The sequence below is a fragment of the Streptomyces sp. NPDC001220 genome, from assembly GCF_053597895.1.
This window is the reverse complement of sequence record NZ_JBSFJE010000017.1, coordinates 189,707-202,834: the sequence shown is the minus strand read 5'-3', so window position 1 is coordinate 202,834 and position 13,128 is coordinate 189,707. Positions and strand designations below refer to the sequence as shown.

The window sequence follows — 13,128 nt, the reverse complement described above, 5'->3', positions numbered from 1 at the left end:
CATACGACCCGCCATACGACTACGGGCCGGGGACGGCCCAGTGGGCCCTCCCCGGCCCGAGCCGGTTGCGATGAAGCGTCAGCGGACGTGATCCACGTCGACGAGGTCGACGCGGACTCCGCGACCGCCGATGGCGCCCACGACGGTACGCAGGGCGCGAGCGGTACGGCCATTGCGGCCGATCACCTTGCCGAGGTCGTCGGGGTGCACCCGGACCTCCAGCACGCGCCCGCGGCGCAGGTTGCGCGAGGCGACCTGCACATCGTCGGGGTTGTCGACGATGCCCTTCACGAGGTGCTCAAGCGCCTCTTCGAGCATGCTGCTCAGGCCTCGGTCGACTCGGACTCAGCCGCGGCCTCGTCCTTCTTCTCAGCCTTCTTCTTCTGGGTGATCGCCTCACCCTTGCCCTCGTCGTCACCGCCGAGCGCCTCGAACGTCGGGCGCGCGGCCTTCGGCGCGGCGACGAGCAGCGGCGCCGGGGCGGGCTCGCCCTTGAACTTCTGCCAGTCGCCGGTCTTCTTCAGGATGGCGAGCACGGGCTCGGTCGGCTGGGCGCCGACGCCGAGCCAGTAGGCGACGCGGTCGGCGTCGACCTCCATGACCGACGGGTTGTAGGTCGGGTGGTACTTGCCGATCTCCTCGATCGCACGGCCGTCACGGCGAGTGCGGGAGTCGGCGACGACGATGCGGTAGTGAGGCGAACGGATCTTGCCCAGACGCTTCAGCTTGATCTTGACTGCCACGGGAGTGGGTTCTCCTGGATTTGACGTGTTTGGGCACGGCGAGTCTGCCGCGTGGGGTTGCGGTACCCGAGTGCCCGATGGACGCGTCAGCCGGAGGAGAGAGGGGTCCTGTGCGGCTGTCGAGTACAGCTAGCCATTGTGCCACACCCTGCGGGCCGCTTTGGCCGACGACGAGGTGCGGGGCCCCGGGCATGCCGCAGCCGCACCCGGCGCGGAGGTGAGGTGCGTCGGGTGCGCTGCCCGCGGGGAGACCGGGGTGTGGCGATGAGCCATGGCTACGGCTGCCACGAGCAGCCGTCTGCTCAGCTCGCCGCCGCTCCCACGGCCTCCGGGATGCGGAACGGCTTGCCGCAGCCGCCGCACACGATGGGTGCCTGGGCCAGGACCGACGGCACCACCCGGACGTTGCGGCCGCAGTCGCACACCGCCTTGACCCGGACGCCGCCGCCGGACGAGCCGTGGCGGGCGGCCGGGCCGCGGAAGGTACGGGAGGTGTCGGCGGAGGTCGCCACCGTGTGGGCCTTGAGAGCGCGCTGCAGTCTCTCGATGGTCGGCCGGTAGCGGCGCTTGGCCTCGGGGTTGAGCGCGACCAGCGAGAAGCCGCTGCTGGGGTGCGGCTCGTCGGGGTGGTCCAGGCCCAGCTCCTCGGCGATCGCGAGGAATCTGCGGTTGTGGTAGCGGCCGGCCCGGGAGGTGTCGCGCACTCCACGCGCGGCGGCGATGCCGTGGACTGCCTCATGGAGCAGCCGTTCGAAGGAGAGCTCGTGTCCGCACGCGGACGACGACTCTCCGATCAGGGACTCTGGCGCGGCAAGGTCGGGCAGTTCGGGGTGGTACCGCTGAATGTCGGCCCACGCCTCTGCCAGCTCTGCGGCGAGAACAGGTGGTGTCTGTGTCGTGCTCACGTAATGAGAACGAGCGGGGGTGCCGCTGTGTTCCTATTCCGGGGCATCCCAAATAATTTGCACGTACCCGTCAGTTGGCACTGATGCGTGGAGACGAGTACGGGTGCGCTGATCTGCGGAGAAGCCTCACAGCTCGTACCAAGCCGGTGCGTAGTCTGACGTACGCCCCGACGCGTACTTCCGGCGTAGGGACCGCGGCGGCTGTGGTCGGCGGATGCGCAAGAGGCCTTTCGGTCGCTCTCGTGGCTTGGGACGCCCTGTCGTTCAGCGCCCGCGGCGGCCCCGACGTTACTCGGACCCCGTCGTCATCCGGCGCCGACCGCCTCCGGCGACCGGACCCCGGACGGTCACCGGGCCGGCCGACCATGGCCAGAACCGCCGTGTCGTGGGTCCGATGGTAGAGCCACAAGTTGCGGGGATGTGAAATCTCGCCACAGTCACATTCCACCTACAAGCCGGTACCCGCGACCTCTGGACGCCACCGCGAGCCCGGAGTTACCTGGCATACGTGGGAAGTGCGAGCGCACGACACGGGGACCACGGAATCGGTCAGTGCGTAACTCTCGGCGGATTGGGGCGCTTACCTATGACACCTACGCTCGTGCGGCATCACCCGTCTCACGCGGACTCCGCACCCCGCGTGAACCTGGGCGCACGCGCGCGTGACTGGTCAGAGATCCAGGAGCGGATGCTGGTCCCGCTCTACGAGACCGTCCACGAGCGACTCGAAGTGGGCCCCGCCACCCGGCTGCTCGGCCTGCGCTGCGGTTCCGGTCTCGCCCTGTTGATGGCGGCGGCCAGAGGGGCCGTGGTGACCGGTGTCGACTCCTCCCCCGAACGCCTCGCCCTCGCCCGTGAGCGCCTGCAGCCCGAGCCGGCCCTCGGGGCACGCGCGCGTGGCCGTGCCGCCCGGGTGGTCGAGGGCGGGCCGGCGGACGCGGCGGACGCGCAGGCACCGGCCTACAACCTGATCACTGCCTTCGACCCGATCGGCTGCCTGGCCGGCGACGCCGAAGGGCTCGGTGGACTGCTCACCGAGGCGACGCCGTCGGCGGAGCGCGGGGCGGCCGTGGTGCTGGTCGGCTGGGGGCCGCCGGAGCGCTGTGCGACCTCGTCCGTCCTGCGGGTGGCCGCGAAGTTGGCCGATCCTTTGCGCAGCGCGGGCAGTTGGCGGCCGGCGTGCCGCGACGACCTGGAGGAGGTCGCCCAGCGGGCCGGGCTGCGGATGGACGGGTCCGGTCGGGTCTCCTGCCCCTTCGGCTACGCCGACGCCGACAGCGCCGTACGCGGACTGCTGTCGACCGGGCTGTTCGACGCGGCGATCGCGGCGACCGACCAGGAGCAGGTCGACAAGGAGCTGACCGAGGCGCTCCATCCGCACCAGCGCCCCGACGGCACGGTGTGGATGCCGAACGTCTTCCGGTACCTGATCGCCCGCGTGCGCTGACGCTCTGCCGGTTCGCACCGCCGGTTCGCTCCGCCGGTTCGCTCCGCCGGTTCGCTCCGCCGGTTCGCTCCGCCGGTTCGCTCCGCTGGGCTGGCCGTCATTTGTCTGCGGCGCCGATGTGGCTGGTCGCGCCCGCGCGGCGGAGCCGCATACCGGTACAGCCCCGCGCCCCTTCGGGGCGCTCGGACTCGGGGCGGTCGGATTCGGGGCGCTCGGACTCGGGGTGGTCGGATTCGGGGCGGTCAGGTCTCGTCGAGGTCCTTGGTCAGGCGGGTGATCCCCGCGATCCGGTAGGCGTCCGCCTCCTCCAGTGTTTCGCGCTCGAGCAGGGCCTGGGCCAGTGCGTCCAGCTGGTCGCGGTGGTCGCGGAGTTGGCGGCGGGCCTCCTCGTAGCACTCGTCGACGATCCGGCGCATCTCGGTGTCGATCGCGTCCAGGGTCTGCGGCGCGGCGGCGAGTCCGTAGGCCTGCTGGGCGTCGTTCGGGAGCGCGGAGAGGCGGCCGACCTCCTCGCTCATGCCCCAGCGGGAGACCATCCCGCGCGCGATGTTGGTGACCTGCTCCAGGTCGCTCTCCGAACCGGTGGTGATCACGTCGTAGACGACCTGCTCGGCGGCCATTCCGCCGAGCGCGCCGATGATCCGGCCGCGCAGGTACTCCTCGGTGTACGCGTACTTGTCCGCGTCCGGCGTCGACAGGGTGACGCCGAGGGCGCGGCCGCGCGGCACGATGGTGATCTTGCGGACCGGGTCGGCGCCGGGCTGCAGCATGCCGAGCAGGGCGTGCCCGCTCTCGTGGTAGGCGGTGCGCCTGCGTTCCTCCTCGGGCATCACCAGTGGCCGTTCGGCGCCGAGCTGGACCTTTTCCAAGGCCTCCGAGAGGTCCGACTGGGTCACGCTGTCCTGCTGGCGCTTGACGGCGAGCAGAGCGGCCTCGTTGGCGAGGTTGGCCAGTTCGGCACCGGTCATGCCCGGGGTGGTACGGGCGACCTGGGCGAGGTCGACGTCCGGGGCGAGCGGGATCTCGCGGGTGTGGATCTCCAGGATGGCCTCGCGGCCGGTGCGGTCCGGGGGCGAGACCTGGACCACCCGGTCGAACCGGCCGGGGCGGGTGAGCGCGGGGTCGAGGATGTCGGCGCGGTTGGTGGCCGCGATGACGATGACGCCCTCGGAGCCGGAGAAGCCGTCCATCTCGGTGAGGATCTGGTTCAGGGTCTGCTCGCGCTCGTCGTGTCCGCCCATGGAGGCACCGCCGCCGCGGGCCCGGCCGATGGTGTCGATCTCGTCGATGAAGATGATGGAGGGGGCGACCTTGCGGGCCTCCGCGAACAGTTCGCGCACGCGTGACGCGCCGACGCCCACGATCATCTCGATGAACTCGGAGGCCGAGGCCGAGAAGAACGGCACCCCCGCCTCGCCGGCCACGGCCCGCGCGAGCAGGGTCTTGCCGGTGCCGGGCGGGCCGGCCAGCAGCACACCGCGCGGCATCTTGGCGCCCATCCGGCGGTAGGCGTCGGGATTCTTCAGGAAGTCGACGACGTCGTTGAGCTCGCCCTCGACCTCGTCGATGCCGGCCACGTCCTCGAAGGTGGTCCGCTGCTGTCCCGGCTCCAGTTCGACCGGCTTGGGCGGCGCCTTGCGGCCCAGCATGCCGCCCGCGCCGCCGAGACCCGCGCTCATCCGGCGGGCGATGAAGACCCACACCGCGACCAGGATGATGATCGGCGCCAGCGAGATCAGCAGGTTGGCGAGGAAACTGCGGTGCTGGACCACCGGAGCGGCGGTGACCGTGACGTTGTGCTTGGTCAGGTTCGCCCACAGGGCGTCGTCGGCGAAGGACGGCCGCTCGGTGTTGAACTTGGTGTAGTTCCCACCGCCCTCGGGGTTCTTCTGCTCCTTCTTGAGCTGCCCCTGGATCGAGTCGCCCTTGGCGTAGATCTTGTCGACGTTGCCGTCGTTGACCTGCTTGCTGAACTCGGTGTACGAGATCGTCGGCTCGTTGGCCTGGTCGAAGTACGACAGCACCAGGTTGGCCAGCAGGTAGACCACCAGAGCGGTCATGATCAACCGCCACCAGCCGCCGCGCATCCTCGGCCCGCCGGACGGCGGCTTCGGCGGCTCCTCGGGGGCACCCTCGGTACGCCAGGGCTGGTCGGGCGACTTGCGCGGCGGCGCGGGGTTGGTCATATGCGGAAGGTACGACACCGACCAACCCCTGGCACGCGCACAGGTGAACGCAGGTGAACTCGGCCCTTGAACTCCCATGAACTTCAGCCCATGAACTTCAGCCCATGAACTTCAGGCCATGAACTTCAGGCCATGGAACGTCAGCCCATGAACTTCTTGAACTCGTCCGGCAGCTCGAAGTCCTGGGCGCCCTGCTGCGGCACCCCGAAGGCGTTGCCGCCCTGAGCGGCCGCCTCGCGGCGCTGGGCATCCTCCAGCTCCTGCTGCTTGCGCTTCATCGGGTTGCCGGAGCGCTGCTTGCCCTTGGCCTTCTTCGGCTGCTTCTTGGCCCGGCCGGGGCCGCCGCCCATGCCCGGGATCCCCGGCATGCCCGGCATGCCGCCGCCCTGGGCCATGCGGGACATCATCTTGCGGGCCTCGAAGAACCGCTCGACGAGTCCCTTGACCGCGCTGACCTCGACACCGGAGCCCTTGGCGATACGGGCGCGGCGGGAGCCGTTGATGATCGTGGGGTCCTGGCGCTCGCCCGGGGTCATCGACTTGATGATCGCGGCGGTGCGGTCGACGTCCCGCTCGTCCAGGTTGTTGATCTGGTCCTTGATCTGGCCCATGCCGGGCAGCAGACCGAGCAGCTTGCTGATGCTGCCCATCTTCCTGACCTGCTCCATCTGGGCCAGGAAGTCGTCCAGGGTGAAGTCCTGGCCCTTCTTGGACGCCAGCTTGGAGGCCATCTTCTCGGCCTCTTCCTGGCTGAACGTCTTCTCCGCCTGCTCGATCAGGGTGAGCAGGTCACCCATGTCGAGGATGCGGGAAGCCATCCGGTCCGGGTGGAAGGCGTCGAAGTCGTCGAGCTTCTCGCCGTTCGAGGCGAACATGATCGGCTTGCCGGTGACCTGACGGATGGAGAGCGCGGCACCACCGCGGGCGTCACCGTCGAGCTTGGAGAGGACGACACCGTCGAAGCCGACGCCGTCGCGGAAGGCCTCGGCGGTGGTGACGGCGTCCTGGCCGATCATCGCGTCGACGACGAAGAGGATCTCGTCGGGGCTGACCGCGTCCCGGATGTCGGCCGCCTGCTGCATCAGCTCCTGGTCGATACCGAGCCGGCCGGCGGTGTCCACGATCACGATGTCGTGGACCTTGGACTTCGCGAAGTCGATGGAGTCCTTGGCGACCTTGACCGGGTCGCCGACGCCGTTGCCCGGCTCGGGCGCGTAGACGGCGGCACCGGCGCGCTCGGCGACCACGCTCAGCTGGTTGACGGCGTTGGGGCGCTGGAGGTCGGCGGCGACGAGCAGCGGGGAGTGGCCCTGCTCCTTGAGCCAGTGGGCGAGCTTGCCCGCGAGGGTGGTCTTACCGGCACCCTGGAGACCGGCCAGCATGATCACCGTGGGCGGCTGCTTGGCGAACCGCAGCCGGCGCGTCTCGCCGCCGAGGATCGTGACCAGCTCATCGTTGACGATCTTCAGGACCTGCTGGGCCGGGTTGAGCGCCTTGGAGACCTCGGCGCCGAGCGAGCGCTCCTTGACGTTCTTGATGAACGTGCGGACGACCGGGAGGGCCACGTCGGCTTCGAGAAGCGCGATGCGGATCTCGCGGGCCGTGGCGTCGATGTCCGCTTCGCTCAGACGCCCTTTGCCGCGCAGATTCTTGAAGGTCGCTGAAAGGCGATCGGAGAGAGTGTCGAACACGGCGGCGTCGGTCCTCGGAGTCGGGGGCGGTGAGCGTCTTCCAGGGTATCCGGCCGCGCAAGGAAGTGGTCCCCGCCTTGCACAACCGTCCGGTCAGGCCCTCAGCGTCTCCTCCAGCTTGCGCGCCACCGAGCTCGCCTCCTCCGCGGGCAGCGGCGCGTGGTCGGCGCCGGTCACGTAGAAGGCGTCGACGACGTTCGACCCGAGCGTACTGACATGCGCGCTGCGTACCCGTACCCCGGCGTCCTCCAGCGCCCGCCCGATCCGGAACAGCAGCCCGGGTGCGTCCTGGGCGCGTGCCTCGATCACCGTGGCGTGCCGGGAGGCCGCCGAGGCCACCGTCACGCGCGGCGGCGGGGCCACCCAGCCGCGGCGCCTCGGGTAGGCCGCGTCCCGCTCCGCGAGGCGTCCGGCGATGTCCAGGGAGCCGTCCAGGGCACGGACCAGGTCGGCGCGGAGGCGGGCCGCCTGGGGCAGCGAGCCGTACTCGGCGGCGACGCGCCAGTCCAGGAGCAGGACGGTGCCGTCGTCGACGTCGTCGGGCAGCTCGAGGGAGCGCAGCTCGGCGGTGCGGACGGCGAGGCGGTGCATGGCCAGGACGCCGGAGACGGCCGGGAGGACGCCGGGCTGGTCCGGTACGGCGATGATCAGTTCCACACCGAGCGGCTCGGGGTCGCCGGACGGCTCGTCCTCCGCCGCCGGTTCGGTCTGGGCCCGCAGCGACAGCACCGGGCCGCCGGTGCGGAAGGCCTCGATGGCCAGCCGCTCCTGTTCGGCCGTGGGCGCGCCGGGCTCGGGCTCGTCGGCGCTGTCCCCGGCGAGGACCGCCGAGACCCGCTTGACCAGGTCGGCGACGAGCGAGCCCCGCCAGGACGACCAGGCGGCCGGGCCGGTGGCCAGCGCGTCGGCCTCGGTGAGGGCGTGCAGCAGTTCCAGGGTGCCCTGGCTGCCGACCGCCTCGGCGACCAGCCGGACCGTGGCCGGGTCCTCCAGGTCGCGCCGGGTGGCGGTCTCGATGAGCAGCAGGTGGTGTCGTACGAGAGTCGACAGGACCGCCACGTCCGTGCGGTCGAAGCCGATCCTGGCCGCCACGTCCTTGGCGATGATCTCGCCGGCCACCGAGTGGTCCCCCGGCCAGCCCTTGCCGATGTCGTGCAGCAGCGCGGCGACCAGGAGCAGGTCGGGGCGGTGGACACGGCGGGCGAACTCGGAGGCGCGGACGGCGGTCTCGATGAGGTGCCGGTCGACGGTCCAGATGTGCACCGCGTTGCGCTGCGGCCGGCAGCGGACCCGCTCCCAGTCGGGCAGCAGCCGGGTGATCAGGCCCTCCGCCTCCAGCGCCTCCCAGACGTCGACGGTCGGGCGGCCGGAACCGAGGAGCGTGACCAGCTGCTCACGCGCCTCGGCGGGCCAGGGCGTGGGCAGGGGGCGCGCGGTGGCGGCCATGCGCCGGACGGCGTGCAGGGAGAGCGGGAGGCCGGCCTGCGCGGCGGCGGCCGCGGCGCGCAACGGGAGCACGGGGTCGCGTTCGGGGCGCGCGGCGCGGGCGAGCACCACCTCGCCGTCCTGCTCCACCACCCCTTCCGCGAGCGGGGAGCGCTCGGCGACCGGCTTGCCGCCGCCCAGCATGGCGCGCAGCCGCGGCCGCACGGCGCGCGAACGCAGCACGCGCCCCACTTCACGCCAGGTGACATCGCTGGCGTACGAGATGACCCGCGCGGACTCGTAGACCTGGCGCAGCAGGGTGTCGGCGTCGAGGAGGTCCAGCTCGGCCGCCACCTGGTCCTGCTCCTGGAGCGCGAGGCGGTCGGTCGCGCGCCCCGTCGTGAGGTGCAGGGCGTCACGGACGTCGAGCAGGCGCCGGCGGGCGTCGGCGAGGCCCTCGCGCGGGGCGTCGGCCAGCCAGGAGGCGGCGACGGCGCGCAGCGCGGTGGCGTCCCGCAGGCCGCCGCGTGCCTCCTTCAGGTCCGGCTCCAGGAGGTACTGCAGCTCGCCCTGGCGTTCGGCGCGCTCGACGCAGAGCTCCTGGAGTTCGGGCAGGCGCTTGGGCGCCTGGTTGCGCCAGTCGGCGAGGATCGCGGTGCGCAGTCCGGAGGTCAGGCCCAGGTCACCGGCGATGTGGCGGGCGTCGAGCAGGCCCAGCTGGACCTTGAGGTCCTCACCGGCGGTCTTGCGGGCCTCGGCGGGCGTGCGTACGGAGTGGTCGAGGGCCAGGCCCAGGTCCCAGACGGGGTACCAGAGCCGGTCGGCGACGGCGGCCACCGCGCCGGAGTCGGCGCCGTCGTGCAGCAGCAGGAGGTCCAGGTCGCTGCGTGGTGAGAGCTCGCCGCGGCCGTAGCCACCGACGGCGACCAGGGAGACGCCGCCCCTGATGCCCTCGGTGGCCGCCGCGAACAGGCCGGTCAGCCAGCCGTCCGTGAGTTCGGCGAGGGCGGTACGGCGCGACGGCCCGGACCGCGCCCCCTCGGTGAGGAGGCGCAGCCGGGCCGCCGCGTAGCCGCTGGGTCCCGTGTTCTCTGCGTCGTTCCGAACTTCCGTGCCCGTCACCCAGCGACTCCTGCCTGTATTCAGATGGTTCTGTTCTACAGTGCGTCCGGTCCGCGCTCACCCGTACGGACCCGAACGGCGGTCTCGACCGGGAGGGACCAGACCTTGCCGTCACCGATCTTGCCGGTGCGGGCGGCCTTGACGATGACGTCGATCAGCTGCTCGGCGTCCTCGTCCTCGGCCAGCACCTCGATGCGGATCTTGGGCACCAGGTCGACCGTGTACTCGGCACCACGGTAGACCTCGGTGTGGCCGCGCTGCCGACCGTAGCCGCTGGCCTCGGTGACCGTGAGGCCGTGGACGCCGAAGGCCTGCAGGGCTTCCTTGATCTCGTCGAGCCGGTGGGGCTTCACGACGGCGGTGATGAGCTTCATGCGTCCACCTTCTTGCTCGAGCCGGCCAGGGCCGCGGCGGAGACGGTGCCGACGACACCGCCGCCCGCCCCGCTGAAGTCGTATGCAGTCTCGGCGTGCTCCGCCTGGTCGATGCCGGAGACCTCGTCGTCCTCGGAGACCCGCATGCCGATGGTCTTGTCGAGGAGGAAGGCGAGGACCGCGGAGGCCACCAGGGAGTAGGCGAGGACCGCGCCGACACCGGCGAACTGCTTCCACAGCTGGGTGAAGGAGTGGTCGCCGTAGAAGACGCCGGTCGCGGCGGACTGGCCCTTGCCGGTGGCGAAGAAGCCGATGAGCAGGGAGCCGATGATGCCGCCGACCATGTGGACGCCGACGACGTCCAGGGAGTCGTCGTAGCCGAACTTGAACTTCAGTCCGACGGCCGCGGCACAGGCGACACCGGCGATGGCGCCGACGGCGATCGCGCCGAGCGGGGAGACCGCACCACCGGACGGGGTGATCGCGACCAGACCGGCGACCGCGCCGGAGGCGGCGCCCAGCGTGGTGAACGCGCCGTGGCGGATCTTCTCGTAGGCGAGCCAGGCCAGCATGGCGGCGGCGGTGGCGACCTGCGTGTTGACGAACATCAGCGCGCCGACGCCGTCGTCGTTGCCGAGCCACGAGCCCGCGTTGAAGCCGAACCAGCCGAACCACAGCAGACCGGCGCCGAGCATGACCAGCGGGAGGCTGTGCGGGCGCATCGGGTCCTTCTTGAAGCCGACCCGCTTGCCGATGACCAGGATCACGCCGAGGGCGCCGGCACCGGCGTTGATGTGGACCGCGGTACCACCGGCGAAGTCGATCACACCGAGCTTGTAGGCCCAGCCGTCGGCACCCCAGACCCAGTGGGCGACCGGGACGTAGACGATCGTGAGCCACAGGGCGACGAAGAGCGCCCAGGCCGAGAACTTGACGCGGTCCGCGATGGCGCCGCTTATCAGGGCCGGCGTGATGACCGCGAACATCATCTGGAAGACCATGAAGACGAAGATCGGGATCGTGTAGCCGTCCCAGAGCTCCGTCAGGCCGACGTTGCTCATGCCCAGCCAGTCGGAGTTGAAGCCGATGAAGCCGTTGCTGGAGCCGAAGGCAAGGGAGAAGCCGTAGAGGACCCACAGGATGGTGACGATCCCGATGCTGACGAAGCTCATCATCAGCATGTTCAGCGTGCTCTTGACGCGGACCATGCCTCCGTAGAAGAAGGCGAGTCCCGGCGTCATGAGCAGGACCAGGGCGGAACAGATGAGCATGAAGCCTGTGTTCGCGGAGGACAGCTTGGGTGCCTCCGCGGCAAGCATGATGGCTGGTGCCATCGGCGTCTCCTCGTCGATTGGTACGGCCCTGGGTGCGGGCGATGCCTGAGAGCGGTCCGGTCAAGCGGGGGGTGGGCCGGTTATGCGCCATGAGATTGGCGCAGCGCGGTTTCGGTCGTTGCCCCTCGTTGTTTCGCCGGAGTGACGAAGACGCCCTGCGTGTTACGCGTCGATGAACTGCGAGATGCCGGGCTGCGGGATCGTTATCGTGGCGCAACCTTCTCCCGGACGGAGAGAACCGGCCGCGGCGGCCTTCCGATGACCTGGCATGGGGGAGCCGAGTCGGGCAGTTCGGGAGGGCCGGCCGCGGCCGGGGTCTGGGGTGGGCCGGGGTTCAGACCGCCTCGGCGGTCTCCGGCAGGTCGACGGCGAGCTGTTCGGTGAGGTCGACGACCGCGGCGAGATCGCCGTGGTCACGGACGGCCGCGTCCACCGTCTTTCGAATACGAGTGTTCACGCGCTCCGAGCGGACCTTCTTGGCGATGCCCATGGCCTCGGAGGCCAGAACCGTGCTCTGCTCGGGCTCGCCCCGCAGCAGGTGCACGGTGGCCATGCCGATGAGGTTCAGTGCGTACGACCGCTGGTGCTCGGAGTCCTTGGCGAACAGCTCCACGGCCCGCTGCATCAGGGGCTCGGCCAGGGAGGCGTAGGTGGGGCTGCGGCCGGCGACGTAGGCCAGGTCGCGGAAGGAGTGGCTGTTCTCGCCGTAGAGCTCGGCCTCGGAGAAGAAGCGGATCCAGTCCGGGTCCGGCTCGTCCCACTCGTCGGCCTCGGCGAAGGTGTCCTCGGCCATCCGGACCGCGCGCTTGCACTTCCCGGGCTGGCCCATGTTGGCGTAGGCGCGGGCCTCCATCGCATACAGCATCGACTGGGTGCGCGGGCTCGCGCAGTCCCGGCTGCCGTACTGGGCGAGGTGGATCAGCTCCAGAGCGTCGTCGGGCCGGCCGAGGTGGATCATCTGGCGGCTCATGCTGGAGAGGATGTACGAGCCCAGCGGCTTGTCGCCGGCCTCCTTGGCCGCGTGCAGGGCGAGCACGAAGTACTTCTGGGCGGTGGGCTGGAGCCCGACGTCGTACGACATCCAGCCGGCCAGTTCGGCCAGTTCGGCGGCGACCTGGAAGAGCTTGCGGGTGGTGGTCTCGGGCTGGGGTTCCTGGAGCAGGTCGGTGACCTCGTGCAGCTGGCCGACGACCGCCTTGCGGCGCAGGCCGCCGCCGCACTGGGCGTCCCACTGACGGAACATCACCGTGGTGGACTCCAGGAGCTCGAGCTCGGGCCTGGAGAGGCGGCCCGGGCGCCGGGAGTCGGCCGCCGACTCGGAGGCCTGCGACAGGGCGGTGGGTGAGGGGACGAGCCAGCGCTGCATGGGCTCGATGAGGGACGGGCCCGCCGACAGGATCAGCGAGGTTCCGAGGAAGCCGCGCCGCGCCAGCATCAGGTCGCTGCGCGAGAACTCGCTGAGCAGGGCCACCGTCTGCGGGCCCGTCCAGGGCAGGTCGACGCCGGTCGCCGAGGGTGACTGGCGGGCGGCCCGCAGACCGAGGTCCTCGACCGAGACGACACAGCCGAAGCGCTCGGAGAACAGCTCGGAGAGGATCCTCGGGATCGGCTCGCGCGGGTTCTCCCCGTCGAGCCAGCGGCGCACCCTCGACGTGTCGGTCGAGATGTGGTTGGCCCCCAACTGGCGTGCCCTGCGGTTCACTTGCCGCGCCAGCTCGCCCTTGGACCAGCCACTGCGCACGAACCACGAGTTGAGCAGCTCATTGGGGCGCTTGTCCGTACTGGCCGCGGTCGTCCCGCTTCCGCCGTTGCCGCCCACTGGAACGCCCCCATCCCTGAGACCACTTGTTGCCGGATGCGCCAAGCCCTATCAGAATGCCGGTAAATACGGCCGCCCGCCC

General features: G+C 70.7%; 10 protein-coding genes. 1 reads left to right on the top strand and 9 read right to left on the bottom strand.

Annotated features, from left to right (window positions below; translation table 11 throughout):
- Nucleotides 1-78: 78 nt before the first annotated feature.
- From ACWDGI_RS34970 to ACWDGI_RS34960, 3 genes are all read right to left on the bottom strand, one after another.
- Nucleotides 79-318: an RNA-binding protein gene (locus ACWDGI_RS34970; protein WP_003973401.1), complete on the bottom strand. Its 240-nt coding sequence runs from the start codon at nucleotides 316-318 to the stop codon at nucleotides 79-81.
- 5 nt (nucleotides 319-323) lie between these two features.
- Nucleotides 324-743: a 30S ribosomal protein S16 gene (gene rpsP / locus ACWDGI_RS34965; RefSeq protein WP_360484878.1), complete on the bottom strand. Its 420-nt coding sequence runs from the start codon at nucleotides 741-743 to the stop codon at nucleotides 324-326.
- Between the two features lie 302 nt (nucleotides 744-1,045).
- Nucleotides 1,046-1,648 (bottom strand): hypothetical protein, encoded by a 603-nt coding sequence (locus ACWDGI_RS34960; protein WP_450766032.1) that lies wholly within the window; start codon nucleotides 1,646-1,648, stop codon nucleotides 1,046-1,048.
- A 586-nt stretch (nucleotides 1,649-2,234) separates the two neighbouring features.
- Here ACWDGI_RS34960 and ACWDGI_RS34955 point away from each other — a divergent pair.
- Nucleotides 2,235-3,095: an SAM-dependent methyltransferase gene (locus tag ACWDGI_RS34955; RefSeq protein ID WP_450766030.1), complete on the top strand. Its 861-nt coding sequence runs from the start codon at nucleotides 2,235-2,237 to the stop codon at nucleotides 3,093-3,095.
- A 242-nt stretch (nucleotides 3,096-3,337) separates the two neighbouring features.
- Here ACWDGI_RS34955 and ftsH read toward each other — a convergent pair whose 3' ends face one another.
- The 6 genes from ftsH to nsdA form a co-directional block, all read right to left on the bottom strand.
- The gene (gene ftsH, locus ACWDGI_RS34950) at nucleotides 3,338-5,281 is read right to left on the bottom strand and encodes an ATP-dependent zinc metalloprotease FtsH (RefSeq protein WP_450766028.1); all 1,944 of its coding nucleotides are present in this window, start codon (nucleotides 5,279-5,281) and stop codon (nucleotides 3,338-3,340) included.
- 140 nt (nucleotides 5,282-5,421) lie between these two features.
- Nucleotides 5,422-6,972 carry a signal recognition particle protein gene (gene ffh, locus ACWDGI_RS34945; protein WP_450766026.1) on the bottom strand — a complete coding sequence of 517 codons (1,551 nt, stop codon included), beginning with the start codon at nucleotides 6,970-6,972 and terminating at the stop codon, nucleotides 5,422-5,424.
- A 93-nt stretch (nucleotides 6,973-7,065) separates the two neighbouring features.
- On the bottom strand, nucleotides 7,066-9,519 hold the full coding sequence (locus tag ACWDGI_RS34940) for a [protein-PII] uridylyltransferase (protein ID WP_450766024.1): 2,454 nt from the start codon (nucleotides 9,517-9,519) through the stop codon (nucleotides 7,066-7,068).
- A gap of 35 nt (nucleotides 9,520-9,554) precedes the next feature.
- Nucleotides 9,555-9,893, bottom strand: coding sequence for a P-II family nitrogen regulator (locus tag ACWDGI_RS34935; RefSeq protein WP_093498850.1), 339 nt, complete (start codon nucleotides 9,891-9,893; stop codon nucleotides 9,555-9,557).
- Nucleotides 9,890-11,227 (bottom strand): ammonium transporter, encoded by a 1,338-nt coding sequence (locus tag ACWDGI_RS34930; RefSeq protein ID WP_450766022.1) that lies wholly within the window; start codon nucleotides 11,225-11,227, stop codon nucleotides 9,890-9,892. The genes ACWDGI_RS34935 and ACWDGI_RS34930 overlap by 4 nt, the downstream gene beginning before the upstream one ends.
- 334 nt (nucleotides 11,228-11,561) lie before the next feature.
- Complete coding sequence (gene nsdA, locus ACWDGI_RS34925; RefSeq protein WP_450766020.1) at nucleotides 11,562-13,046, bottom strand: transcriptional repressor NsdA; 1,485 nt, start codon at nucleotides 13,044-13,046, stop codon at nucleotides 11,562-11,564.
- Nucleotides 13,047-13,128 lie beyond the last annotated feature (82 nt).